The 24,848-nt window shown below is 68.5% G+C and carries 29 protein-coding genes; all 29 read left to right on the top strand.

The annotated features are described in order from the left end of the window. Window positions 1-144: 144 nt before the first annotated feature. The 29 genes from NWP10_RS00265 (at window position 145) to secY (ending at window position 24,802) form a co-directional block, all read left to right on the top strand. Entirely contained in the window at window positions 145-3,651 is a 3,507-nt protein-coding gene (locus NWP10_RS00265) for a DNA-directed RNA polymerase subunit beta (protein ID WP_017487846.1), read from the top strand. An 83-nt stretch (window positions 3,652-3,734) separates the two neighbouring features. Next, entirely contained in the window at window positions 3,735-7,631 is a 3,897-nt protein-coding gene (locus NWP10_RS00260) for a DNA-directed RNA polymerase subunit beta' (protein ID WP_017487845.1), read from the top strand. A 301-nt stretch (window positions 7,632-7,932) separates the two neighbouring features. Further along, a complete protein-coding gene (gene rpsL, locus NWP10_RS00255) occupies window positions 7,933-8,307 on the top strand; it encodes a 30S ribosomal protein S12 (RefSeq protein ID WP_017487844.1) in 375 nt (124 codons plus the stop codon). Next, the gene (rpsG, locus tag NWP10_RS00250) at window positions 8,307-8,777 is read left to right on the top strand and encodes a 30S ribosomal protein S7 (RefSeq protein WP_002854788.1); all 471 of its coding nucleotides are present in this window, start codon (window positions 8,307-8,309) and stop codon (window positions 8,775-8,777) included. The genes rpsL and rpsG overlap by 1 nt, the downstream gene beginning before the upstream one ends. A gap of 125 nt (window positions 8,778-8,902) precedes the next feature. Beyond that, window positions 8,903-11,017, top strand: a complete 2,115-nt coding sequence (gene fusA, locus NWP10_RS00245; protein ID WP_258299449.1) for an elongation factor G — start codon at window positions 8,903-8,905, stop codon at window positions 11,015-11,017. Window positions 11,018-11,297: 280 nt separating this feature from the next. After that, window positions 11,298-12,488 (top strand): elongation factor Tu, encoded by a 1,191-nt coding sequence (gene tuf / locus NWP10_RS00240; protein WP_017487842.1) that lies wholly within the window; start codon window positions 11,298-11,300, stop codon window positions 12,486-12,488. A gap of 129 nt (window positions 12,489-12,617) precedes the next feature. Further along, window positions 12,618-12,758, top strand: coding sequence for a hypothetical protein (locus tag NWP10_RS00235; RefSeq protein WP_184169863.1), 141 nt, complete (start codon window positions 12,618-12,620; stop codon window positions 12,756-12,758). Continuing rightward, window positions 12,755-13,222 (top strand): DUF3817 domain-containing protein, encoded by a 468-nt coding sequence (locus NWP10_RS00230; RefSeq protein ID WP_258299448.1) that lies wholly within the window; start codon window positions 12,755-12,757, stop codon window positions 13,220-13,222. Before NWP10_RS00235 ends, NWP10_RS00230 begins: the two co-directional genes overlap by 4 nt. Window positions 13,223-13,551: 329 nt before the next feature. Continuing rightward, entirely contained in the window at window positions 13,552-13,860 is a 309-nt protein-coding gene (gene rpsJ / locus NWP10_RS00225; protein WP_002857463.1) for a 30S ribosomal protein S10, read from the top strand. A gap of 20 nt (window positions 13,861-13,880) precedes the next feature. Further along, window positions 13,881-14,531 carry a 50S ribosomal protein L3 gene (gene rplC / locus NWP10_RS00220; protein ID WP_017487839.1) on the top strand — a complete coding sequence of 217 codons (651 nt, stop codon included), beginning with the start codon at window positions 13,881-13,883 and terminating at the stop codon, window positions 14,529-14,531. A 4-nt stretch (window positions 14,532-14,535) separates the two neighbouring features. Further along, on the top strand, window positions 14,536-15,171 hold the full coding sequence (gene rplD, locus NWP10_RS00215; protein ID WP_017487838.1) for a 50S ribosomal protein L4: 636 nt from the start codon (window positions 14,536-14,538) through the stop codon (window positions 15,169-15,171). After that, entirely contained in the window at window positions 15,168-15,473 is a 306-nt protein-coding gene (gene rplW / locus NWP10_RS00210) for a 50S ribosomal protein L23 (RefSeq protein ID WP_002857471.1), read from the top strand. The genes rplD and rplW overlap by 4 nt, the downstream gene beginning before the upstream one ends. Before the next feature lie 37 nt (window positions 15,474-15,510). Beyond that, entirely contained in the window at window positions 15,511-16,350 is an 840-nt protein-coding gene (gene rplB, locus NWP10_RS00205; protein ID WP_010080386.1) for a 50S ribosomal protein L2, read from the top strand. A 15-nt stretch (window positions 16,351-16,365) separates the two neighbouring features. Beyond that, window positions 16,366-16,647 carry a 30S ribosomal protein S19 gene (gene rpsS / locus NWP10_RS00200; RefSeq protein WP_002857475.1) on the top strand — a complete coding sequence of 94 codons (282 nt, stop codon included), beginning with the start codon at window positions 16,366-16,368 and terminating at the stop codon, window positions 16,645-16,647. Between the two features lie 51 nt (window positions 16,648-16,698). Beyond that, entirely contained in the window at window positions 16,699-17,064 is a 366-nt protein-coding gene (gene rplV / locus NWP10_RS00195) for a 50S ribosomal protein L22 (protein ID WP_017487837.1), read from the top strand. Window positions 17,065-17,066: 2 nt separating this feature from the next. After that, window positions 17,067-17,891 carry a 30S ribosomal protein S3 gene (gene rpsC / locus NWP10_RS00190; protein ID WP_017487836.1) on the top strand — a complete coding sequence of 275 codons (825 nt, stop codon included), beginning with the start codon at window positions 17,067-17,069 and terminating at the stop codon, window positions 17,889-17,891. Continuing rightward, window positions 17,891-18,307, top strand: coding sequence for a 50S ribosomal protein L16 (gene rplP / locus NWP10_RS00185; RefSeq protein ID WP_158491539.1), 417 nt, complete (start codon window positions 17,891-17,893; stop codon window positions 18,305-18,307). Before rpsC ends, rplP begins: the two co-directional genes overlap by 1 nt. Window positions 18,308-18,311: 4 nt before the next feature. Further along, window positions 18,312-18,581 carry a 50S ribosomal protein L29 gene (gene rpmC, locus NWP10_RS00180; RefSeq protein ID WP_017487834.1) on the top strand — a complete coding sequence of 90 codons (270 nt, stop codon included), beginning with the start codon at window positions 18,312-18,314 and terminating at the stop codon, window positions 18,579-18,581. Then, entirely contained in the window at window positions 18,578-18,859 is a 282-nt protein-coding gene (rpsQ, locus tag NWP10_RS00175) for a 30S ribosomal protein S17 (RefSeq protein ID WP_017487833.1), read from the top strand. The genes rpmC and rpsQ overlap by 4 nt, the downstream gene beginning before the upstream one ends. 342 nt (window positions 18,860-19,201) lie before the next feature. Next, window positions 19,202-19,570 carry a 50S ribosomal protein L14 gene (rplN, locus tag NWP10_RS00170; protein ID WP_002857487.1) on the top strand — a complete coding sequence of 123 codons (369 nt, stop codon included), beginning with the start codon at window positions 19,202-19,204 and terminating at the stop codon, window positions 19,568-19,570. A gap of 4 nt (window positions 19,571-19,574) precedes the next feature. After that, window positions 19,575-19,916 carry a 50S ribosomal protein L24 gene (rplX, locus tag NWP10_RS00165; protein WP_017487832.1) on the top strand — a complete coding sequence of 114 codons (342 nt, stop codon included), beginning with the start codon at window positions 19,575-19,577 and terminating at the stop codon, window positions 19,914-19,916. Continuing rightward, window positions 19,916-20,491 carry a 50S ribosomal protein L5 gene (rplE, locus tag NWP10_RS00160; RefSeq protein ID WP_158491538.1) on the top strand — a complete coding sequence of 192 codons (576 nt, stop codon included), beginning with the start codon at window positions 19,916-19,918 and terminating at the stop codon, window positions 20,489-20,491. The genes rplX and rplE overlap by 1 nt, the downstream gene beginning before the upstream one ends. A 73-nt stretch (window positions 20,492-20,564) precedes the next feature. Further along, complete coding sequence (gene rpsH, locus NWP10_RS00155) at window positions 20,565-20,963, top strand: 30S ribosomal protein S8 (protein WP_017487831.1); 399 nt, start codon at window positions 20,565-20,567, stop codon at window positions 20,961-20,963. Between the two features lie 30 nt (window positions 20,964-20,993). Beyond that, window positions 20,994-21,527 carry a 50S ribosomal protein L6 gene (rplF, locus tag NWP10_RS00150; protein WP_017487830.1) on the top strand — a complete coding sequence of 178 codons (534 nt, stop codon included), beginning with the start codon at window positions 20,994-20,996 and terminating at the stop codon, window positions 21,525-21,527. After that, complete coding sequence (rplR, locus tag NWP10_RS00145; protein WP_017487829.1) at window positions 21,527-21,901, top strand: 50S ribosomal protein L18; 375 nt, start codon at window positions 21,527-21,529, stop codon at window positions 21,899-21,901. The genes rplF and rplR overlap by 1 nt, the downstream gene beginning before the upstream one ends. Then, the gene (gene rpsE / locus NWP10_RS00140; RefSeq protein WP_017487828.1) at window positions 21,898-22,647 is read left to right on the top strand and encodes a 30S ribosomal protein S5; all 750 of its coding nucleotides are present in this window, start codon (window positions 21,898-21,900) and stop codon (window positions 22,645-22,647) included. The genes rplR and rpsE overlap by 4 nt, the downstream gene beginning before the upstream one ends. A 3-nt stretch (window positions 22,648-22,650) precedes the next feature. Beyond that, window positions 22,651-22,875 carry a 50S ribosomal protein L30 gene (gene rpmD, locus NWP10_RS00135; RefSeq protein ID WP_017487827.1) on the top strand — a complete coding sequence of 75 codons (225 nt, stop codon included), beginning with the start codon at window positions 22,651-22,653 and terminating at the stop codon, window positions 22,873-22,875. Continuing rightward, a complete protein-coding gene (gene rplO / locus NWP10_RS00130; RefSeq protein WP_017487826.1) occupies window positions 22,868-23,320 on the top strand; it encodes a 50S ribosomal protein L15 in 453 nt (150 codons plus the stop codon). The genes rpmD and rplO overlap by 8 nt, the downstream gene beginning before the upstream one ends. 174 nt (window positions 23,321-23,494) lie before the next feature. Continuing rightward, entirely contained in the window at window positions 23,495-24,802 is a 1,308-nt protein-coding gene (secY, locus tag NWP10_RS00125; protein ID WP_017487825.1) for a preprotein translocase subunit SecY, read from the top strand. Window positions 24,803-24,848 lie beyond the last annotated feature (46 nt).

The raw sequence follows: 24,848 nt of genomic DNA, 5'->3' as shown, positions 1-24,848 counted from the left end.
TCCGTGCCGCCCACAGGACGCCATGTCCGAGAGAACGGCCGCACGGTCCCGTGCGGCCTTCATATAGCGGTGGGCCCGGGCGCTCGCGCGAGCGGACGAAGGGGAGTGGAACGGAACCCCAGAAGGCCTGTGGAAGGATCCTACGTGGTCGCCTCGAGCACCTCCAACGAAACCGCTACCGTCTCCCCGCGATCCGGCGCCTCCGCCGGACGCATCTCCTTCGCCAAGATCTCCGAGCCGCTGGACGTGCCGGACCTGCTGGCGCTGCAGACCGAGTCGTTCGACCGCCTGATCGGCAATGAGCGCTGGGTCGCCCGCGTGGAGGAGGCCCAGGCGGCCGACGACCACTCGGTGCCCGTCACCTCCGGCCTCACGGACATCTTCGAGGAGATCTCCCCGATCGAGGACTTCCAGGGCACCATGTCCCTGTCCTTCTCCGAGCCGGAGTTCGCCGACGCGAAGATGACGGAGGAGGAGTGCAAGGACCGCGACGCGACCTTCGCCGCCCCGCTGTACGTCAAGGCCGAGTTCATGAACAACACGACCGGCGAGATCAAGCAGCAGACCGTCTTCATGGGCGACTTCCCGCTGATGACCCGCAACGGCACGTTCATCATCAACGGCACCGAGCGCGTCGTCGTCTCCCAGCTGGTCCGCTCCCCGGGCGCCTACTTCGAGCGCACCCCGGACAAGACCTCCGACAAGGAGATCTTCTCCGCCAAGATCATCCCCTCGCGCGGCGCCTGGTTCGAGCTCGAGGTGGACAAGCGCGACCAGGTCGGCGTCCGCCTCGACCGCAAGCGCAAGCAGCCCGTGACCGTGCTGCTCAAGGCCATGGGCTGGACCGAGTCCCGCATCCTCGAGGAGTTCGGCCACTACGACTCCATCCGCGCCACCCTCGAGAAGGACGGCACCGCGGACCAGGACGAGGCCCTCCTCGACATCTACCGCAAGCTGCGCCCGGGCGAGCCGGCCGCCGTCGACGCGGCCCAGACGCTGCTGAACAACCTGTACTTCACCCCGAAGCGCTACGACCTGGCGAAGGTGGGCCGCTACAAGCTCAACCGCAAGCTCGGCGTGGACGTGCACCTGGGCGACCCCAACGCCTCCGTGCTCACCGAGGACGACATCGTCCAGATGGTGCACTTCATCGCCGCGCTGCACGCCGGCGAGAAGACCGTCAAGGGCGTCCGTGACGGCGAGGCCGTGGACGTGCGCGTCGAGATCGACGACATCGACCACTTCGGCAACCGCCGCATCCGCGCGGTGGGCGAGCTGATCGAGAACCAGATCCGCACCGGCCTGTCCCGCATGGAGCGCGTCGTGCGCGAGCGCATGACCACCCAGGACGTCGAGGCGATCACCCCGCAGACCCTGATCAACATCCGCCCCGTGGTGGCGGCGATCAAGGAGTTCTTCGGCACCTCGCAGCTGTCCCAGTTCATGGACCAGAACAACCCGCTGGCCGGCCTGACGCACAAGCGTCGCCTGTCCGCGCTGGGCCCCGGCGGCCTCTCCCGCGACCGCGCGGGCATGGAGGTCCGCGACGTGCACCCCTCGCACTACGGCCGCATGTGCCCCATCGAGACCCCTGAAGGCCCGAACATCGGCCTCATCGGCTCGCTCGCGACCTTCGGCCGCATCAACTCCTTCGGCTTCATCGAGACCCCGTACCGCCGCGTGGTGGACGGCCGTGTCACCGACACCGTCGACTACCTGACCGCGGACGACGAGCTGGCCTACCAGATCGCCCAGGCGAACGCCCCGGTGGCCGAGGACGGCACCTTCGAGGAGGAGCTCGTGCTCTGCCGCCAGCGCGGCGGCGACGGCGAGCCCGTGCTCTCCACCGTCGACGAGATCGACTACATGGACGTGTCCCCGCGCCAGATGGTGTCGGCGGCCACCGCCCTGATCCCGTTCCTCGAGCACGACGACGCCAACCGCGCCCTCATGGGCGCGAACATGCAGCGTCAGGCCGTGCCGCTGCTCCGCTCCGAGGCCCCCTACGTGGGCACCGGCATGGAGAAGTACGTGGCCGTGGACGCGGGCGACTCCGTGACCGCCACCGCGGCCGGCGTCGTGACCGAGGTGGCCGCGGACCTGGTGACCGTGATGAACGACGACGGCACCACCACGCACTACCCGATCATGAAGTTCGCCCGCTCGAACCAGGGCAACGCGTACAACCAGCGCGTGCGCGTCTCCGAGGGCGACCGAGTGGAGCCGCTGAGCGTCATCGCCGACGGCCCGGCCACGGACAACGGCGAGCTCGCGCTCGGCAAGAACCTCCTCGTCGCGTTCATGCCCTGGGAGGGCCTGAACTACGAGGACGCGATCATCCTGTCCCAGCGCATGGTCTCCGAGGACGTCCTCACCTCGATCCACATCGAGGAGCACGAGGTCGACGCCCGCGACACCAAGCTGGGCGCCGAGGAGATCACCCGCGACATCCCCAACGTGTCCGAGGAGGTGCTGTCCCAGCTCGACGAGCGCGGCATCATCCACATCGGCGCCGAGGTGGAGGCCGGCGACATCCTGGTCGGCCGCGTGACCCCGAAGGGCGAGACGGAGCTGACCCCGGAGGAGCGCCTGCTGCGCGCGATCTTCGGCGAGAAGTCCCGCGAGGTGCGCGACACCTCCCTGAAGGTGCCCCACGGCGAGTCCGGCACCGTCATCGGCGTGCGCATCTTCGACCGCGACGAGGACGACGACCTGCCCCCGGGCGTGAATCAGCTGGTGCGCGTCTACGTGGCCCAGAAGCGCAAGATCACCGACGGCGACAAGATGGCCGGCCGCCACGGCAACAAGGGCGTCATCTCGAAGATCCTGCCGCTCGAGGACATGCCGTTCCTGGCGGACGGCACCCCGGTGGACATCGTGCTGAACCCGCTCGGCGTGCCCGGCCGCATGAACCTCGGCCAGGTCATGGAGCTGCACCTGGGCTGGGCCGCCTCGCGCGGCTGGGACATCCAGGGCGAGCCCGAGTGGATCAAGGACCTGCCGAACTTCCCGCGGCAGTCCGACCCGGTCAACGTCGCCACCCCGGTGTTCGACGGCGCGGAGGCGTACGAGATCACGGGCCTGCTCGGCCACGTGAACGCCACCCGTGACGGCGACCGCCTCATGGGCGAGAACGGCAAGGCGCAGCTGTTCGACGGCCGCACCGGCGAGCCGTTCCCGGACCCGGTGTCCGTGGGCTACATGTACATGCTCAAGCTGCACCACCTGGTGGACGACAAGATCCACGCGCGCTCCACGGGCCCGTACTCGATGATCACGCAGCAGCCGCTGGGCGGAAAGGCCCAGTTCGGCGGCCAGCGCTTCGGCGAGATGGAGGTGTGGGCGCTCGAGGCGTACGGCGCCGCGTTCACCCTCCAGGAGCTGCTGACCATCAAGTCGGACGACATCCACGGCCGCGTGAAGGTGTACGAGGCCATCGTCAAGGGCGAGAACATCCCCGAGCCGGGCGTGCCGGAGTCCTTCAAGGTGCTCATCAAGGAGATGCAGTCCCTCTGCCTCAACGTGGAGGTGCTCTCCGCGGACGGCCAGACCATCGAGATGCGCGACGCGGAGGACGAGGTCTACCGCGCCGCCGAGGAGCTGGGCATCGACCTCTCCCACGCCGAGCCGAGCTCGGTCGAGGAAGTCTGAGCCGGGCCCGATCCCGCATCCACAAGACGTCACCTGAGAACCACTGAACCAAGGGAGTTCACCGGAGCATGAGCGTGAACAGCATGTCCACTGACAACTCTTTCGGCCTGATGCGCATCGGCCTGGCCACGGCGGAGGACATCCGCCGCTGGTCCTACGGCGAGGTCAAGAAGCCGGAGACCATCAACTACCGCACCCTGAAGCCGGAGAAGGACGGGCTCTTCTGCGAGAAGATCTTCGGCCCCACCCGTGACTGGGAGTGCGCCTGCGGCAAGTACAAGCGCGTGCGCTTCAAGGGCATCATCTGCGAGCGCTGCGGCGTCGAGGTGACCCGCTCGAAGGTGCGCCGCGACCGCATGGGCCACATCGAGCTGGCCGCGCCGGTCACCCACATCTGGTACTTCAAGGGCGTCCCCTCGCGCCTGGGGTACCTGCTGGACCTGGCGCCGAAGGACCTCGAGAAGGTCATCTACTTCGCGGCGTACATGATCACCTCGGTGGACGAGGAGGGCCGGCACCGCGACCTGGCCAACCTCCAGGCCGAGTACGACCAGGAGACCCGCGTGCTGGCCGACCAGCGCGACGCCGACATCGCCGCGGTGGCCGCCGACCTCGAGAAGGACCTGGCCAAGCTGGAGTCCGAGGGCGCCAAGGCCGCCGAGAAGAAGAAGGCCCGCGACGCCGCGGACAAGACCATGTCGCAGATCCGCAAGCGCGCGGACGCGGAGCTGGACCGCAAGGAGCAGGTCTGGGACCGCTTCAAGAACCTCAAGGTCGCCGACCTCGAGGGCGACGAGGGCCTGTACCGCACCATGCGGGACAAGTACGGCCAGTACTTCGAGGGCTCGATGGGCGCGGAGGCGATTCAGCGTCGCCTGCAGACCTTCGACCTCGCGGCCGAGTCCGAGATGCTGCGCGAGACCATCAAGACCGGCAAGGGCCAGCGCAAGACCCGTGCCCTGAAGCGCCTGAAGGTCGTCAACGCGTTCCTCACCACGGACAACTCGCCCGAGGGCATGGTCCTGGACGCGGTCCCGGTGATCCCGCCGGAGCTGCGCCCGATGGTGCAGCTGGACGGCGGCCGCTTCGCGACCTCCGACCTGAACGACCTGTACCGCCGCGTGATCAACCGCAACAACCGCCTGAAGCGCCTGCTCGACCTCGGTGCCCCCGAGATCATCGTGAACAACGAGAAGCGCATGCTCCAGGAGGCCGTGGACTCGCTGTTCGACAACGGCCGTCGCGGCCGTCCGGTCACCGGCCCGGGCAACCGTCCGCTGAAGTCGCTCTCCGACATGCTCAAGGGCAAGCAGGGCCGCTTCCGTCAGAACCTGCTCGGCAAGCGCGTGGACTACTCGGGCCGCTCGGTCATCGTGGTGGGCCCGCAGCTGAAGCTGCACCAGTGCGGCCTGCCCAAGCAGATGGCCCTCGAGCTCTTCAAGCCGTTCGTGATGAAGCGCCTCGTGGACCTCAACCACGCGCAGAACATCAAGTCCGCCAAGCGGATGGTGGAGCGCTTCCGTCCGCAGGTGTGGGACGTGCTCGAGGAGGTCATCACCGAGCACCCGGTGCTGCTGAACCGCGCCCCCACCCTGCACCGTCTGGGCATCCAGGCCTTCGAGCCGCAGCTGGTGGAGGGCAAGGCCCTGCAGCTGCACCCGCTGGTCTGCTCCGCGTTCAACGCGGACTTCGACGGCGACCAGATGGCGGTCCACCTGCCGCTGTCGCCCGAGGCCCAGGCTGAGGCGCGCCTGCTGATGCTCTCGAGCCACAACATCCTGAAGCCCTCGGACGGCCGCGCGGTCGCCGTGCCGGCCCAGGACATGATCATCGGCCTGAACCACCTGACCACGGTGCGTCCGGACGCGGTCGGCGCGGGCAACGCCTACGCCACCGTCGGCGAGGCCGTCATGGCCTTCGACGGCGGCGACCTGCACCTGAACGCCCCGGTGAAGATCGGCGTGGACGGCTTCGTGCCGTCGACCGCGGTGCCGGCCCCCGAGGGCTGGTCCGAGGGCGAGCTCGCCGTCATCGAGACGACCCTGGGCAAGGTGCTCTTCAACGAGCTGCTCCCGGCCGACTACCCGTGGCTGGACACCCAGGCCACCAAGGGCAGCCTCGGCCAGCTGGTCAACGACCTGGCCGAGCGCTACCCGATGGTCGTCACCGCCCAGACGCTGGACAACCTCAAGGACGCCGGCTTCCACTGGGGCACCTGGTCGGGCGTCACCGTGGCGATCTCGGACATCACGTCCGACTTCGACAAGGCCGCCATCATGGAGGGCTACGAGGAGCAGGCCCTGCGCGTGCAGCAGCAGTACGAGAAGGGCCTCATCGCGGACGACGAGCGTCGCTCCGAGCTGATCGACATCTGGAACAAGGCCACCGACGAGGTCGCCGCGGCCATGAAGGACGGCCTCCCGGAGCTGAACACCATCAACCGCATGGTGTCCTCCGGCGCGCGAGGCAACTGGCTCCAGGTGCGCCAGATCGCGGGCATCCGCGGCCTGGTGGCCAACCCGAAGGGCGAGATCATCCCGCGTCCGATCAAGTCCTCGTACCGCGAGGGCCTGTCCGTGCTCGAGTACTTCTCCGCCACCCACGGCGCCCGCAAGGGCCTCGCGGACACCGCGCTGAAGACCGCGAACTCGGGCTACCTGACCCGTCGCCTCGTGGACGTCTCGCAGGACGTCATCGTGCGCGAGGAGGACTGCGGCACCGAGCGCGGCCTGTCCGTGACGATCGCCGTGCCGAACGCGGACGGCGAGCTCGTGGCCCACGAGCAGGTCGAGAACTCGGCCTTCGCCCGCACCCTGGCCCAGGACGTCACCGGCGAGGACGGCTCCGTGCTGGCCTCGGGCGGCGCCGACGTGGGCGACGTGCTGATCGACCAGCTGGTCGGCGCCGGCGTCTCGGAGATCAAGGTCCGCTCGGTCCTGACCTGCGAGTCCGCCGTGGGCACGTGTGCCAAGTGCTACGGCCGCTCCATGGCCACCGGCCAGCTGGTGGACATCGGCGAGGCCGTGGGCATCATCGCCGCCCAGTCCATCGGCGAGCCAGGCACCCAGCTCACGATGCGCACGTTCCACACCGGCGGTGTGGCCTCGGCGGACGACATCACCCAGGGTCTGCCCCGCATCCAGGAGCTCTTCGAGGCCCGCACCCCGAAGGGCGTGGCCCCGATCTCCGAGGTCGCCGGCCGCGTGACCATCGAGGACACCGACGCGTCGGTGCGCCTGCTGCTCACCCCGGACGACGGCTCCGAGGAGATCGCCTACCCGGTGCTGCGCCGCGCGCGCATCCTGGTGGCGGACGGCGAGCACGTGGCCGTCGGCACCCAGCTCGTCGCCGGCGCCGTGGACCCCAAGCAGGTCCTGCGCGTGCTCGGCCCCCGGGCCGCCCAGCGGTTCCTCGTGGACGAGGTGCAGAACGTGTACCAGTCCCAGGGCGTGGGCATCCACGACAAGCACGTGGAGGTCATCGTCCGCCAGATGCTGCGTCGCATCACCGTCATCGAGTCCGGTGAGACCGACCTGCTGCCGGGCGAGCTGACCGACCGTGCGCGCTTCGTGGCCGCCAACCGCTCCGCCGTCGCCGAGGGCCGCCAGCCGGCCTCCGGCCGCGACGAGCTCATGGGCATCACGAAGGCCTCGCTGGCGACGGACTCGTGGCTCTCGGCCGCGTCCTTCCAGGAGACGACCCGCGTCCTGACGCAGGCGGCCATGGAGGGCAAGTCCGACCCGCTGCTGGGCCTGAAGGAGAACGTGATCATCGGCAAGCTGATCCCGGCCGGCACCGGCCTGGACCGGTACACGAAGACCGTGGTGGAGCCGACGGAGGAGGCCAAGGCGAACCTGTTCGCCTCGCCGGCCGGCTTCGCGGACTTCGACTACCCGGGCCTGGACCAGCAGCTCGGCGAGAGCGACTTCCACGCCGTCTCGCTGGACGACTACGGCCGCGGGGGCGACTTCCGCTCCTGAGCCGCGTGCCCGACCGAGGGGCCCGTCCCTCCCGCCTGAGCGGGGGAGGGGCGGGCCCCTCGCCGTCGGGTGGGACGGCGACCCGGCACGTGGTATGCTTGCAAGGATTGTTTTTCGTGTGGCAAATCGGACGCTGTCCACGTCGCGGGGTACTTGCGCGGCAGATGCCACACTTTTGCACGCCTGCGGACGTCTGCTCGATGCGAGCCCCACAGGGAGAGGCAGAGCAGAGGAACGAGCAGCCGGCGCCGGCGGCGCCGGTCGATCACGTCAGCGATCACCCACACAGGAAGGCTGGAGAGTGCCTACGATTCAGCAGCTGGTCCGCAAGGGCCGCTCACCCAAGGTCGTCAAGACCAAGGCCCCTGCGCTGCAGGGGAACCCCATGCGCCGTGGCGTGTGCACCCGCGTGTACACCACCACCCCGAAGAAGCCGAACTCGGCTCTGCGCAAGGTCGCCCGTGTGCGCCTCAACGGCGGCATCGAGGTCACCGCGTACATCCCCGGCGAGGGCCACAACCTGCAGGAGCACTCGATCGTGCTCGTGCGCGGCGGTCGTGTGAAGGACCTGCCCGGCGTGCGCTACAAGATCGTGCGCGGCGCCCTCGATACCCAGGGCGTGAAGAACCGCGGCCAGGCCCGCTCCCGCTACGGCGCCAAGAAGGAGAAGAAGTAATGCCTCGTAAGGGTCCTGCGCCGAAGCGCCCCCTCGTCGTCGATCCCGTCTACGGCTCCCCGCTGGTCACGCAGCTGATCAACAAGGTGCTCATCGACGGCAAGAAGTCCACCGCCGAGCGCATCGTGTACGGCGCGCTCGAGGGTGCCCGCGCCAAGAACGGCGCCGATCCCGTGGCCACGCTCAAGAAGGCCATGGACAACATCAAGCCGGCCCTCGAGGTCCGCTCCCGCCGCGTCGGCGGCGCCACCTACCAGGTGCCCGTCGAGGTCAAGCCGGGCCGCTCCACGGCCCTGGCCCTGCGCTGGCTGGTCGGCTTCTCCAAGGCCCGCCGTGAGAAGACCATGACCGAGCGTCTGATGAACGAGATCCTGGACGCCTCGAACGGCCTGGGCGGCGCCGTGAAGCGTCGCGAGGACACCCACAAGATGGCCGAGGCCAACAAGGCCTTCGCCCACTACCGCTGGTGATCCGTGCGGCCCGGGGCGCGCGTTCCGCGCCCCGGGCCGTCCGCCGTGGACCGGTCGTCGGACCTGCGGCCCCCTGACGAATCCATCTCACGAGCCCCCAACACCACCCGAGCAAGGGAGACACCGTGGCACAGGACGTGCTGACCGACCTGAACAAGGTCCGCAACATCGGCATCATGGCCCACATCGATGCCGGCAAGACCACCACCACCGAGCGCATCCTGTTCTACACGGGTGTCAACCACAAGCTGGGCGAGACCCACGACGGCGCCTCGACGACCGACTGGATGGAGCAGGAGAAGGAGCGCGGCATCACCATCACCTCCGCCGCGGTGACCTGCTTCTGGAACGACAACCAGATCAACATCATCGACACCCCCGGCCACGTGGACTTCACGGTCGAGGTGGAGCGCTCGCTGCGCGTGCTGGACGGCGCCGTGGCCGTGTTCGACGGCAAGGAGGGCGTGGAGCCCCAGTCGGAGACCGTGTGGCGCCAGGCGGACAAGTACAACGTCCCCCGCATCTGCTTCGTCAACAAGATGGACAAGCTCGGCGCGGACTTCTACTTCACCGTCGACACCATCGTGAACCGCCTCGGCGCGCGTCCGCTCGTGATGCAGCTGCCGATCGGCGCCGAGAACGACTTCGTGGGCGTCGTCGACCTGCTCTCCATGAAGGCCTTCGTGTGGCCGGGCGACGCCAAGGGCGACGTGACCATGGGCGCCGAGTACGAGACCCGTGAGATCCCGGCCGAGCTCCAGGAGAAGGCCGAGGAGTACCGCGCCCAGCTGGTGGAGGCCGTGGCCGACACCTCCGAGGAGCTCATGGAGAAGTACCTCGAGGGCGAGGAGCTCACCACCGAGGAGATCCAGGCCGGCGTGCGTCACCTGACCGTGAACGCCGAGGCCTACCCGGTGTTCTGCGGCTCCGCGTTCAAGAACCGCGGCGTGCAGCCGATGCTCGACGCCGTCGTCGCCTACCTGCCTAACCCGCTGGACGCCGGCGCCGTGAAGGGCCACGACGTCAAGGACGAGGAGGTCGAGCTGGAGCGCGAGGCCTCGAAGGACGCGCCGTTCTCCGCCCTGGCCTTCAAGATCGCCTCGCACCCGTTCTTCGGCACCCTGACCTTCATCCGCGTGTACTCCGGCCGTCTGGAGTCCGGTGCGCAGATCCTCAACGCCACCAAGGGCAAGAAGGAGCGCATCGGCAAGCTCTTCCAGATGCACGCCAACAAGGAGAACCCGGTGGAGGAGGTCGTGGCCGGCCACATCTACGCGGTCATCGGCCTGAAGGACACCACCACCGGCGACACCCTGTGCGACGCCGCGCACCCGATCATCCTCGAGTCGATGACCTTCCCGGAGCCCGTGATCTCCGTGGCCATCGAGCCGAAGACCAAGGGCGACCAGGAGAAGCTCTCCACCGCCATCCAGAAGCTCGTCGCCGAGGACCCCACGTTCCGCGTGAACCTCAACGAGGAGACCGGCCAGACCGAGATCGGCGGCATGGGCGAGCTCCACCTGGACGTCTTCGTGGACCGCATGAAGCGCGAGTTCAAGGTCGAGGCCAACGTGGGCAAGCCCCAGGTCGCGTACCGCGAGACCATCAAGCGCAAGGTCGACAAGGTCGACTACACGCACAAGAAGCAGACCGGCGGCTCCGGTCAGTTCGCCAAGGTGCAGCTGTCCTTCGAGCCCCTGGACACCGCCGACGGCGAGATCTACGAGTTCGAGAACGCCGTCACCGGCGGTCGCGTGCCCCGCGAGTACATCCCGTCCGTGGACGCGGGCATCCAGGACGCCATGCAGTTCGGCGTGCTGGCCGGCTACCCGATGGTGGGCGTCAAGGCCACCCTGCTCGACGGCGCGTACCACGACGTCGACTCCTCGGAGATGGCGTTCAAGATCGCCGGCTCCCAGGCGTTCAAGGAGGGTGTCCGCAAGGCCAACCCGATCATCCTCGAGCCCCTGATGGCCGTCGAGGTGCGCACCCCGGAGGAGTTCATGGGCGACGTCATCGGCGACCTGAACTCCCGCCGTGGCCAGATCCAGACCATGGAGGACGCCACCGGCGTCAAGGTCGTCAAGGCCCTCGTGCCGCTGTCCGAGATGTTCGGCTACATCGGCGACCTGCGCTCCAAGACCCAGGGTCGCGCCGTGTACTCGATGACCTTCCACTCCTACGCCGAGGTCCCCAAGGCCGTGGCGGACGAGATCATCCAGAAGTCCCAGGGCGAGTGACCTCAGGTCCCCTGCTCTGAACGACCTGCCCCGGGTCGGCCGCCGCAGCCGCGGCCGGCCCGGGGCGACCGGACCGGCGCCCCCGGCGCGTCGGTCCGCGAACAGGACGGGTCAGGCCCGGTCCGCTTCCGGCGGTCCAGGAGCCCTGGAACCGGACTGGCCCCGTGAGGCCGGGATTTCCCCAACCCAGCACCATCCGAGTAGACTCCATCAAGTTGTCAGCACGTCGCAGGCGGCTGAGCAGTCTACTTGACGATGAACCAGTTCTTAGGAGGAACTAGTGGCAAAGGCAAAGTTCGAGCGGACGAAGCCGCACGTCAACATCGGCACCATCGGCCACGTTGACCACGGCAAGACCACGCTGACCGCCGCCATCTCGAAGGTCCTGTACGACAAGTACCCGGACCTGAACGAGGCCCGTGACTTCGCGACGATCGACTCGGCCCCCGAGGAGCGTCAGCGCGGCATCACCATCAACATCTCCCACGTGGAGTACCAGACCGAGAAGCGTCACTACGCCCACGTGGACGCCCCCGGTCACGCCGACTACATCAAGAACATGATCACCGGCGCCGCTCAGATGGACGGCGCGATCCTCGTGGTCGCCGCCACCGACGGCCCGATGGCCCAGACCCGCGAGCACGTGCTCCTGGCCCGCCAGGTCGGCGTGCCGGCGCTGCTGGTGGCCCTGAACAAGTCCGACATGGTCGAGGACGAGGAGCTCCTGGAGCTCGTCGAGATGGAGGTCCGCGAGCTGCTGTCCTCCCAGGAGTTCGACGGCGACGACGCCCCGGTCATCCGCACCTCCGGCCTGAAGGCCCTCGAGGGCGACGCCCAGTGGGTCAAGTCCGTCGAGGACCTCATGGACGCCGTGGACGAGTACATCCCGGATCCGGTCCGCGACAAGGACAAGCCGTTCCTGATGCCGATCGAGGACGTCTTCACCATCACCGGCCGCGGCACCGTGGTGACCGGTCGCGCCGAGCGCGGCACCCTCGCCATCAACTCCGAGGTCGAGATCGTGGGCATCCGCGACGTGCAGAAGACCACCGTCACCGGCATCGAGATGTTCCACAAGCAGCTCGACGAGGCCTGGGCCGGCGAGAACTGCGGCCTGCTGCTTCGCGGTCTGAAGCGTGACGACGTCGAGCGCGGCCAGGTCGTCGTGGCCCCGGGCTCGATCACCCCGCACACCAACTTCGAGGCGAACGTCTACATCCTGTCCAAGGACGAGGGTGGCCGTCACAACCCGTTCTACTCGAACTACCGCCCGCAGTTCTACTTCCGCACCACCGACGTCACCGGCGTCATCACGCTGCCCGAGGGCACCGAGATGGTCATGCCCGGCGACACCACCGAGATGACGGTCGAGCTCATCCAGCCGATCGCCATGGAGGAGGGCCTCGGCTTCGCCATCCGCGAGGGCGGCCGCACCGTGGGCTCCGGCCGCGTCACCAAGATCACCAAGTGATCTGACGCATCCCGTCGCCCGGCTCGTCTGAGCCGCTGACGCACAGCGCCCCCGTCTCCGGGTCTCCGGAGGCGGGGGCGCTGTCGTGCGCCGGGGCCGCGGCCGCACGGGGGCCGTTAGGCTGATGGGATGCCAGAACTGCTGATCACCCTCCTGGTCCTCGCGGCGGCCGTCGTCGCCGTCGTGTGGGCCCTGCGCACCTTCCGACCCGAGATCGACCGCGCCCGCCGGATCCGCCGGGCGAACCGGAACGGGGAGCTGCGTCGATGAGCCTGCCGTCCCCGCGCAGCCTGTTCCGGGTGACCGCCGCCGCCGAGATGGTGACGTGGGCGGGTCTGCTGACCGCCATGGCCTTGAAGTACACGGGGGTCACCGACGCGGTGATGCCGATCGCCGGCGGCATCCACGGCTTCGTCTTCCTCTGCTACTTCGTCGTCACCGTGGCGGTGTGGATCGACGGCCGCTGGCCGGCCGCGCGCGGCCTGCTCGGCCTCGGCTCCGCCGTCGTCCCGTTCATGACCGTCCCCTTCGAGCGGGCCCAGCTGCGCCGCGGGGAGCCGGCGCCGCACTGGCGCGTGCTCGAGGGCGAGCCGGGGGAGCGGACCGGGGCCCAGCGGGTGCTGGCCGCCGTGCTGCGCCGCCCGCTGGTCAGCGCGCTGGTGGCGCTGATCGCCGTCGTCGTCGTGTTCACCCTGCTCCTCAACGCCGGCCCGCCCACCGAGTGGGGTCGCTGAGCCGAGCCTCAAGGACGGGCCCGGATCGCCGAGTGGCGGTCCGGGCCCGTCTCTGTCTATACTGGTTCGGTTGCTCAAGCGCCATTGCGCTGTCGTCGTGTGTCTCGCGGCGCCAGCTCGGCCCAGATGTGACGTCACCACTCCGATCCGCCCACGGCGCGCGCGTCCTCAGGAATGCGACACGCCCGACCGCGTGGACCGGAGTCCGACGGAGGCGAGGAACCCGGTCCAGACCGGATTCGCCCCGTGCGGGTGGAGGACAAGGAGGCGGACCCCGGTCCGCCGCACAGGGACAGGAACAGCACACCCGACGAGAGAGGCGTGACGCCATGGCGGGACAGAAGATCCGCATCCGGCTGAAGTCGTACGACCACGAGGTCATCGACGTCTCGGCCCGCAAGATCGTTGACACGGTCACGCGCGCAGGCGCGACGGTGGTCGGCCCCGTGCCGCTGCCGACGGAGAAGAACGTGTACTGCGTTATCCGTTCTCCCCACAAGTACAAGGACAGCCGCGAGCATTTCGAGATGCGCACCCACAAGCGGCTCATCGACATCATCGACCCGACCCCCAAGGCCGTCGACTCGCTCATGCGACTGGACCTGCCCGCGGACGTCAACATCGAGATCAAGCTCTGAGAGGGAGGTGCTGAGAGACTATGACCAACACCCAGAACATCAAGGGCCTGCTGGGCACGAAGCTCGGCATGACCCAGGTCTGGGATGAGGACAACAAGCTCATCCCCGTGACCGTGGTCAAGGCAGACCCGAACGTCGTCACCCAGCTGCGCTCCGAGGAGACCGACGGCTACACCGCCGTGCAGATCGCCTACGGCCAGATCGACCCCCGCCGCGTGACCAAGCCCCTGGCCGGTCACTTCGAGAAGGCCGGCGTGACCCCGCGCCGTCACCTCGTCGAGCTGCGCACCGCCGACGCCGCCGAGTACTCGCTCGGCCAGGACCTGACCGTGGAGGTCTTCGAGGCCGGCCAGAAGGTCGACGTCGTGGGCACCACCAAGGGCAAGGGCTTCGCCGGCGCCATGAAGCGCCACGGCTTCGCCGGCGTGAGCGCCTCCCACGGCGCCCACAAGAACCACCGCAAGCCCGGCTCCGTGGGCGGCGCGTCCACCCCGGGCCGCGTGTTCAAGGGCCAGCGCATGCCCGGTCGCATGGGCGCCGTGCGCCAGACCACCATGAACCTGACCCTCCACGGCGTCGACGTGGAGAACAACCTCCTGCTGATCAAGGGCGCGGTGCCCGGCTCCAAGGGCCAGGTCGTGCTCGTCCGCAGCGCCGTGAAGGGAGCCTGAGACCATGGCTGAGAACTCCGTGAAGACCGTCCAGGTCGATCTGCCCGCCGAGATCTTCGACGTGCAGTCCAACGTGCCGCTCATGCACCAGGTCGTCGTGGCCCAGCTCGCCGCCGCCCGTCAGGGCACGCACAAGGTGAAGCGCCGCGGCGAGGTGTCCGGCGCCGGCCGCAAGCCGTTCAAGCAGAAGGGCACCGGCCGCGCCCGTCAGGGCTCGATCCGCGCGCCGCACATGACCGGCGGCGGCATCGTCCACGGCCCGACCCCGCGCGACTACTCGCAGCGCACCCCCAAGAAGATGAAGGCCGCCGCCCTCCGCGGCGCCCTGTCGGACCGCGCCCGCAACGGCCGCGTCCACGTCATCGAGGCCCTCGTGTCCGGGACCACCCCGTCCACCAAGGCCGCCAAGGCGGGTCTCGCGTCCCTGAACACCGGCCGCAAGAACGTGCTGCTGGTGATCGACCGGGCCGACGACGTCGCCGCCCTGTCCGCCCGCAACCTGCCGGCGGTCCACACCCTGTACGCCGACCAGCTGAACACCTACGACGTGCTCGTCTCCGACGACGTCGTGTTCACCCAGGCGGCCTACGAGGCGTACGTGGCCCAGGCCTCCGGTGCCAAGAAGGAGGATGCCCAGTGAGCGGCTCCATCAACAAGGATCCCCGCGACGTGATCATCGCTCCCGTCGTGTCGGAGAAGAGCTACGGCCTGATCGACGAGGGCAAGTACACCTTCCTGGTCGACCCGCGCTCCAACAAGTCCGAGATCAAGCAGGCGGTGGAGCGCATCTTCAACGTCGACGTGGCCTCGGTCAACACCCTGAACCGTTCCGGCAAGCGCCGTCGCACCCGCTTCGGGTGGGGCCAGCGCAAGTCCACCAAGCGTGCCATCGTCACGCTCAAGGACGGGACGATCGACATCTTCGGAGGTCCGCTCGCCTGACCGGCGTGCGGAGACCACTTAATCGAGGAACTGACACATGGCTATCCGTAAGTACAAGCCGACCACCCCGGGCCTGCGCGGCTCGTCCGTGGCCGACTTCGCAGAGATCACCCGGTCCACGCCGGAGAAGTCCCTTCTCCGTCCGCTGCACAAGACCGGCGGCCGCAACAACACCGGCCGCATCACCACCCGTCACAAGGGCGGCGGCCACAAGCGCCAGTACCGCCTGGTCGACTTCCGTCGCCACGACAAGGACGGCGTGCCCGCCACCGTCGCGCACATCGAGTACGACCCGAACCGGACCGCCCGCATCGCGCTGCTGCACTACGCGGACGGCGCCAAGCGCTACATCCTGGCCCCGGCCAAGCTGAAGCAGGGCGACGTGGTCGAGGCCGGCCCGAACGCCGACATCAAGCCCGGCAACAACCTGCCGATGCGTAACATCCCCGTGGGCACCACCATCCACGCGGTGGAGCTGCGTCCGGGCGGCGGCGCCAAGATGGCCCGCTCCGCCGGCGCCTCCGTGCAGCTCGTCGCCCGTGAGGGCAAGTACGCGCAGCTGCGCCTGCCCTCCGGCGAGATCCGCAACGTCGACGTGCGCTGCCGCGCCACGATCGGCGAGGTCGGCAACGCCGAGCAGTCGAACATCAACTGGGGCAAGGCCGGCCGCATGCGCTGGAAGGGCGTGCGCCCGACCGTCCGCGGCGTCGTGATGAACCCCGTCGACCACCCGCACGGCGGTGGCGAGGGCAAGACCTCCGGCGGCCGTCACCCCGTCAACCGGAACGGCAAGCCCGAGGGCCGCACGCGCCGCCCGAACAAGGAAAGCGACAAGCTCATCGTGCGTCGCCGTCGTACCGGCAAGAACAAGCGATAAGGGAGCAGGGAAGACATGCCTCGCAGCCTGAAGAAGGGCCCCTTCGTCGATCAGCACCTCTACCTGAAGGTTCTGGCCGAGAACGAGAAGGGCAGCAAGAACGTCATCAAGACCTGGTCCCGCCGGTCGATGATCATCCCGGACATGCTGGGTCACACCATCGCGGTCCACGACGGACGCAAGCACGTCCCGGTGTTCGTCACCGAGTCCATGGTGGGTCACAAGCTGGGCGAGTTCGCCCCGACCCGCACCTACCGCGGCCACGTGAAGGACGACAAGAAGGGCAAGCGTCGCTGAGCCTGACGGCACAGCACGCTTGACCTTCTCGAGAATCGAAAGAGAGAAGCAATGGAAGCCAAGGCAATTGCGCGCCACCTGCGCGTGACGCCGATGAAGGCCCGGCGCGTCGTCGACCTGGTCCGTGGCAAGCAGGCCACCGAGGCACTGGCCATCCTGAAGTTCGCCCAGCAGGGCGCTTCGGAGCCGGTGTACAAGCTGGTGGCCTCCGCGGTGGCGAACGCCCGCGTGAAGGCGGACCGCGAGGGCCAGGCCTTCGACGAGGACGCCCTCTACATCACCGAGGCCTTCGTGGACGAGGGCCCGACCATGAAGCGGTTCCAGCCCCGTGCCCAGGGCCGCGCATACCGCATCAACAAGCGCACGAGCCACGTCACTGTGGTCGTCGCGTCCAAGGACGAGAAGGGTGGGAACTGACAATGGGACAGAAGATCAACCCCAACGGGTTCCGCCTCGGCATCACCACCGACCACGTCTCGCACTGGTTCGCGGACTCCCACAAGGAGGGCCAGCGCTACGCTGACTTCCTCAAGGAGGACGTCAAGATCCGCGAGCTGATGACCACCGGCATGGAGCGCGCCGGCATCTCCAAGGTGGAGATCGAGCGCACCCGTGACCGCGTTCGCGTGGACATCCACACCGCGCGTCCCGGCATCGTGATCGGTCGCCGCGGCGCCGAGGCCGACCGCATCCGCGGCGAGCTCGAGAAGCTCACCGGCAAGCAGATCCAGCTGAACATCCTCGAGGTCAAGAACCCCGAGACCGATGCGCAGCTGGTGGCGCAGGGTGTGGCCGAGCAGCTCGCCTCGCGCGTTGCGTTCCGCCGCGCGATGAAGAAGGCGATCCAGTCCGCCATGCGCGCCGGCGCGCAGGGCATCCGCATCCAGTGCGCCGGCCGCCTCGGCGGTGCCGAGATGAGCCGTTCGGAGTTCTACCGCGAGGGCCGCGTGCCGCTGCACACCCTCCGCGCGAACATCGACTTCGGCAAGTTCGAGGCCAAGACCACCTTCGGCCGCATCGGCGTGAAGGTCTGGATCTACAAGGGCGACCTGACCGCCAAGGAGCTCGCGGCCAAGGAGGCCGCGCAGCCCTCCGGCCGTGGCCGTGGCGGCGACCGCCGCGGCGGCGGCGGTGGCGAGCGTCGTCGTCGCAACGACCGTGCCGAGCGTGCTCCCCGCCAGGAGAACGCCGGCGCCGGCGCCGAGACCCCGGCCGCCGCTCCCGCTGAAGGAGGCAACGCCTGATGCTGATCCCCCGTCGCGTCAAGCACCGCAAGCAGCACCACCCCAAGCGTTCCGGCGCCGCCAAGGGCGGCACCACCGTGACCTTCGGCGAGTGGGGCATCCAGGCGCTCACGCCGGCCTATGTGACGAACCGTCAGATCGAGGCCGCCCGTATCGCCATGACCCGTTACATCAAGCGTGGCGGCAAGGTCTGGATCAACATCTACCCGGACCGTCCGCTCACGAAGAAGCCCGCCGAGACCCGCATGGGCTCCGGCAAGGGCTCGCCCGAGTGGTGGGTCGCCAACGTCAAGCCCGGACGCGTGCTCTTCGAGCTCTCGGGTGTCTCGGAGGAGGTCGCCCGTGAGGCGCTCCGCCTTGCCATCCACAAGCTGCCGCTGAAGGCCCGTGTCATCCGTCGAGAGGGTGGTGAGTGATCCCATGGCGATCGGCACCAAGGATCTGAACGTCGAGTCCCTGGACGGGATGGACAACGCCCGCCTGCTGGAGGCCCTGAAGTCCTCCAAGGAGGAGCTGTTCAACCTGCGCTTCCAGGCCGCCACCGGCCAGCTGGACAACTCCAGCCGGCTGAAGGCCGTCAAGCGTGACATCGCGCGCATCTACACGATCCTGCGCGAGCGCGAGCTGGGCATCCGCGGCGATGTCGCCGCCGAGGCGCAGGCCGACAACAACGAGGAGGCTGCCAAGTGACCGAGCAGACCCCCGCCGTCTCCGAGGAGCGCGGCTACCGCAAGGCCCTGCGCGGCGTCGTCGTGTCCGACAAGATGGACAAGACGATCGTCGTCGAGGTCGAGGACCGCAAGAAGCACTCGCTGTACGGCAAGGTGATGAAGACCTCGAAGCGCGTCAAGGCGCACGACGAGGACAACACCGCCGGCATCGGCGACCGCGTCCGCATCGCCGAGACCCGCCCGCTGTCCGCCTCCAAGCGGTGGCGCCTGGTGGAGATCGTCGAGCGCGCCAAGTGATCGACCCGGCCCCCTGAGGGCCGGCGACATGGAAGGCCGCCCCGTGCACTGGCACGGGGCGGCCTTCTGCGTTAGACTCTGATATTCGTGCGCCCTTTCGTTGGCAGGACCATCCATCCTGCGTGCCGAGGGCAGCGCACGCCGATCCCGGATCCGCCTCGGCCCTGCCCTGCGCGCCCCTCCGCTCTCGACCTCCCCGACGCTGTCTGAACACGCGCCGGCCGGAGACGACGACGGGAGGCCCGCCTCGGGGGAGGGGTAAGCGTCCCGGGATGACCGTTCAACCGTTCCGCAAGGCTCGCCCATCGTGGGGGAGAACCGGCGCGACGCTAGGAGAGACAAGTGATCCAGCAGGAGTCGCGGCTCAAGGTCGCCGACAACACCGGTGCGAAGGAGATCCTGACCATCCGTGTTCTCGGTGGCTCAGGACGCCGCTACGCAGGAATCGGCGACACCATCGTCGCCACCGTCAAGGACGCCATCCCCGGCGGCAACGTCAAGAAGGGCGACGTCGTCAAGGCCGTGGTGGTCCGCACCCGCAAGCAGTCCCGTCGTCCCGACGGCTCGTACATCAAGTTCGACGAGAACGCGGCCGTCATCCTGAAGACGGACGGCGAGCCCCGTGGCACGCGCATCTTCGGCCCCGTGGGCCGCGAGCTGCGTGACAAGAAGTTCATGAAGATCGTGTCGCTCGCCCCGGAGGTGATCTGACCTCATGGCCAAGATCAAGAAGGACGACCTCGTCCAGGTCATCAGTGGCAAGGACAAGGGCAAGCAGGGCAAGGTCCTGCGCGTGTTCCCGGCTGACGAGCGCGTGCTCGTCGAGGGCGTGAACCGCGTGACGAAGCACCTGCGCGCCGGCCAGGACAACAACGGCTCCACCGAGGGCGGCCGTCAGGTCGCCGAGGCCCCGATCCACATCTCGAACGTGGCCGTGGTGGACCCGGAGACCAAGAAGCCGACCCGTGTGGGCTACCGCTTCGAGACCGTCGAGAAGAACGGCGAGAGCAAGACCGTGAAGGTCCGCTTCGCCAAGGCCTCGGGGAAGGAGCTGTGATGACCGAGGTGCAGCAGACCGAGAAGGTCGCCCCGCGTCTGAAGACCAAGTACCGCGAGGAGATCCGCGCGACCCTGCAGGAGCAGTTCCAGTACGGGAACGTCATGCAGGTGCCCGGGCTCGTCAAGGTCGTCGTGAACATGGGCGTCGGCGAGGCCGCCAAGGACTCCAAGATCATCGACGGCGCGGTCACCGACCTCACCGCCATCACCGGCCAGAAGCCGATGATCACCAAGGCCCGCAAGTCCATCGCGCAGTTCAAGCTGCGCGAGGGCATGCCGATCGGCACGCACGCGACCCTGCGCGGCGACCGCATGTGGGAGTTCCTGGACCGCCTGGTCACGCTCGCGCTGCCGCGCATCCGTGACTTCCGCGGCCTGTCCGACCGCCAGTTCGACGGCAACGGCAACTACACCTTCGGCCTGTCCGAGCAGACCGTGTTCCACGAGATCGATCAGGACAAGATCGACCGCGTGCGCGGCATGGACATCACCGTGGTGACCACCGCCAAGAACGACGACGAGGGCCGCGCGCTGCTGAAGGCGCTGGGCTTCCCGTTCAAGACCGACCAGTAAGACCTCCACGCCACAGGTCCTCCACCGGTGAACCGGTGGCGGAAACCACGGCGAGAAAGGGCGTGAAGCCCACATGACCATGACCGATCCCGTCGCAGACATGCTGACCCGTCTGCGCAACGCAAACTCGGCCTACCACGACACCGTGTCCATGCCGTCCTCGAAGCTGAAGACTCGCGTCGCCGAGATCCTCAAGTCCGAGGGCTACATCCAGGACTGGCGCGAGGAGGAGGCCGAGGTCGGCAAGAAGCTGACCATCGACCTGAAGTTCGGCCCGCAGCGTGAGCGTGCGATCGCCGGCCTGCGCCGCATCTCCAAGCCGGGCCTGCGCGTGTACGCCAAGTCCACGAACCTGCCCCACGTGCTGGGCGGCCTCGGCATCGCCATCCTGTCCACCTCCTCTGGTCTTCTCACGAACCAGCAGGCCGCCAAGAAGGGCGTGGGCGGAGAAGTCCTCGCCTACGTCTGGTGACGGGCACGACGGAAGAAAGGCTGAACTGACATGTCTCGAATCGGACGTCTCCCGATCACCATCCCCAGCGGCGTCGACGTGACCATCGACGGCGACCGCGTCTCCGTGAAGGGCCCCAAGGGCCAGCTCGAGCACTCGCTGCCCACGCCCATCACGGCCACCCTCGAGGAGGGGCAGGTCACCGTGGCCCGCCCCGACGACGAGCGTGAGTCCCGCTCCCTGCACGGCCTGACCCGCACCCTGATCAGCAACATGGTCGAGGGCGTGACCAACGGCTTCTCCAAGCAGCTCGAGGTCGTCGGCACCGGCTACCGCGTGCAGGCCAAGGGCCAGGACCTGGAGTTCGCCCTGGGCTACTCCCACCCCGTCCCGGTCAAGGCGCCCCAGGGCATCACCTTCACCGTCGAGGGCAACAAGGTCACCGTCGCCGGTATCGACAAGCAGCAGGTCGGCGAGACCGCCGCCAACATCCGCAAGCTGCGCCGTCCCGACCCGTACAAGGGCAAGGGCGTGCGCTACGCGGGCGAGCAGATCCGCCGCAAGGCCGGAAAGGCAGGTAAGTGATGTCTACTCTGAAGGTGAAGGGCAAGGGCAAGTTCAACGCCCGCACCCGCCGCCACCTCCGGGTGCGCAAGCGGATCTCCGGCACCACCGTCCGTCCCCGCCTGGTCGTCAACCGCTCTGCACGGCACATGTTCGTGCAGGTCGTGGACGACACGCAGAGCCGCACGCTCGCCTGGGCCTCCACCATGGAGGCCGACGTGCGCGCGCTCGAGGGTGACAAGACGGCCAAGGCCAAGCGCGTGGGCGAGCTCGTCGCCGAGCGCGCCAAGGCCGCCGGCATCGAGGCCGTGGTCTTCGACCGCGGCGGCAACAAGTACCACGGGCGCGTCGCGGCCGTGGCCGACGGTGCGCGAGAGGGTGGACTGAAGCTGTGACCGAGAACAACAACCAGAAGGACACCCAGGTGACCGAGAGCACCGAGACCACCGTCTCCGAGACCGCGTCGGGCTCGGCCAGCCAGACCACCGAGCGTTCCGCCGGCGGCCGTGGCGGTCGCGACGGCGGCCGCGGTGGCCGTGACGGCGATCGCCGTGGCGGTCGTCGCGACGACCGCAACCGTCGTGGCGCCCAGGACGACGAGAAGGACCAGTTCCTCGAGCGCGTCGTGGCCATCAACCGCGTCTCCAAGGTCGTCAAGGGCGGCCGTCGCTTCTCCTTCACCGCCCTCGTGGTGGTGGGTGACGGCGACGGCACCGTCGGCGTGGGCTACGGCAAGGCGAAGGAGGTTCCCGCCGCGATCCAGAAGGCCGTGGAGGAGGCCAAGAAGTCCTTCTTCCGCGTCCCGCGCGTCGGCTCCACCATCCCGCACCTGGTGCAGGGTGAGGACGCCGCCGGCGTCGTGCTCCTCCGTCCGGCCTCGCCGGGCACCGGCGTGATCGCCGGCGGTCCCGTGCGCGCCGTGCTCGAGTGCGCCGGCATCCACGACGTGCTGTCGAAGTCCATGGGCTCCGTGAACGCGATCAACATCGTGCGCGGCACCGTGGACGCCCTCAAGAAGCTCGAAGAGCCCCAGGCCGTCGCCGCCCGCCGCGGCAAGGCCCTGGACGAGATCGCCCCCCATGCGATGCTGCGCACCATGGAGAACGATCGCGCCCAGAAGAGCGCGAAGGCAGGTGCGTGAGCCGTGACTGAGCCCACCCGCAAGAACATCCAGCCCTCGGACGCCACCCTGGTCATCACCCAGACCCGCGGCGTCACGGGCACCAAGCAGAACCATCGGGACACCCTGCGCTCGCTGGGCCTGAAGCGGATCGGCCACCAGGTCACCCGCAAGGCTGACGCGGTGACGGTCGGCATGGTCAACACCGTGCCGCACCTGGTGTCCGTGGAGGAGGTCAACAATGGCTGACAACGACGCCATCAAGGTCCACGACCTGCGTCCGGCCCCCGGCGCCAAGACCGCGAAGACCCGTGTGGGTCGCGGTGAGGCCTCGAAGGGCAAGACCGCCGGCCGCGGCACCAAGGGCACCAAGGCCCGCTACCAGGTGCGCGCGGGCTTCGAGGGCGGCCAGCTGCCCCTGCAGATGCGTCTGCCGAAGCTCCGCGGGTTCAAGAACCCGTTCCGCACGGAGTACCAGGTCGTGAACCTGGACAAGCTCTCCGCGCACTTCCCCGAGGGCGGCGAGGTGACCGTGGACGCGCTCGTGTCCAAGGGCCTCGTCCGTCGCGGCCAGCCCGTGAAGGTGCTGGGCACGGGGGAGATCACCTCGGCCGTGCAGGTGAAGGTCGACGCTTTCTCCGCCTCCGCCGTGGAGAAGATCCAGGCCGCCGGCGGGTCCACCGAGACCCTCTGACGCGCCGCGTTTCATCCCGAGGGCCCCGGCCCGGAGCATCCGCTCCGGACCGGGGCCCTCGGCCTGTCCGTGTAGACTCGCACAGCGCCCGCCCGGATGTGGCGGCCGTCTCGCGCGCCCCCTGCCCTGCACGGGGCCGGCGCACGCCATCTCAGGACCACCGCAGGAGGACTCGTGTTCAAGGCCATCGCCCGGATCGTCCGGACGCCTGACCTGTTGCGGAAGATCGCCTTCACGCTCGGGATCATCGCCGTCTACCGGATGGGCGCGTTCGTGCCCTCCCCGGGTGTCGACTATCCCGCGGTGCAGCAGTGCCTGGCCGCCGGCAACGCCCAGGGCGGCCTGTACTCGTTCGTGAACATGTTCTCCGGCGGAGCGCTGCTGCAGGTCTCGATCTTCGCGCTCGGCATCATGCCGTACATCACCGCCTCGATCATCGTGCAGCTGCTGCGCGTGGTGATCCCGCGCTTCGAGCAGCTGCACCAGGAGGGCCCGCAGGGCCAGTCCACGCTGACGCAGTACACCCGCTACCTCACCCTGGCGCTGGCGCTGCTTCAGGCGACGACGATGGCCTCCCTCGCCCGCACGGGCGCCCTGCTCGGGTGCCAGCTGCCCCTGCTGCGCAACGACTCGATCCTCACCGTGCTGCTCGTCGTCGTCGTCCTCACGGCGGGCTGCATCATTGTGATGTGGCTCGGCGAGCGCGTCACGGAGAACGGCGTGGGCAACGGCATGTCCCTGCTGATCTTCGCCTCGATCGCCGCCGGCTTCCCCGCGGGCCTCGGCCAGGTCGTGCAGACCCAGGGCTGGCGCGTCTTCGCCATCGTCATGCTGATCGGCCTGCTGACCATGCTCGCCATCGTCTTCGTCGAGGAGTCCCAGCGCCGGATCCCGGTGCAGTACGCCAAGCGCCAGATCGGCTCGCGGACCGTCGGCGGCTCCAGCACGTTCATCCCGATCAAGGTGAACATGGCCAACGTCATCCCGGTCATCTTCGCCTCGTCCGTGCTGATGCTCCCGGGCATCCTGATCCAGTTCAACACCCCGCAGGACGGCACCGCTCCGGCCCCGTGGATCGCCTGGCTCAGCCGGTACTTCGGCAACGGCGACCACCCGGTCTACATGGCCGTGTACTTCCTGATGATCATCGGGTTCACCTACTTCTACGTGTCGATCACGTTCAACCCGCAGGAGATCTCGGACAACATGAAGCGCTACGGCGGCTTCATCCCCGGCGTGCGCGCCGGCCGGCCGACCGAGCGCTACCTGCAGTACGTCATCAGCCGCATCACGCTCGCGGGCGCCCTCTACCTCGGTATCGTGGCCATGATCCCGCTGATCGCCTTCGTGGTGATCGGCGCCAGCCAGAACTTCCCGTTCGGCGGCACGTCCATCCTCATCATGGTGGGCGTGGGCCTCCAGACGGTGAAGCAGGTCAACGCCCAGATGGAGCAGCGCCACTACGAGGGCCTGCTGCGCTGAGACCCGCCCGCCACACGCAACGCCGTCCGCTTCGACAGTGAGGAAC

Origin of the sequence: Micrococcus sp. HG099 (assembly GCF_024723355.1) — a bacterium.
GTDB lineage: Bacteria > Actinomycetota > Actinomycetes > Actinomycetales > Micrococcaceae > Micrococcus > Micrococcus endophyticus.
The sequence above is the reverse complement of the archived record's forward strand: the minus strand, read 5'-3'. Positions and strand labels throughout refer to the sequence as shown.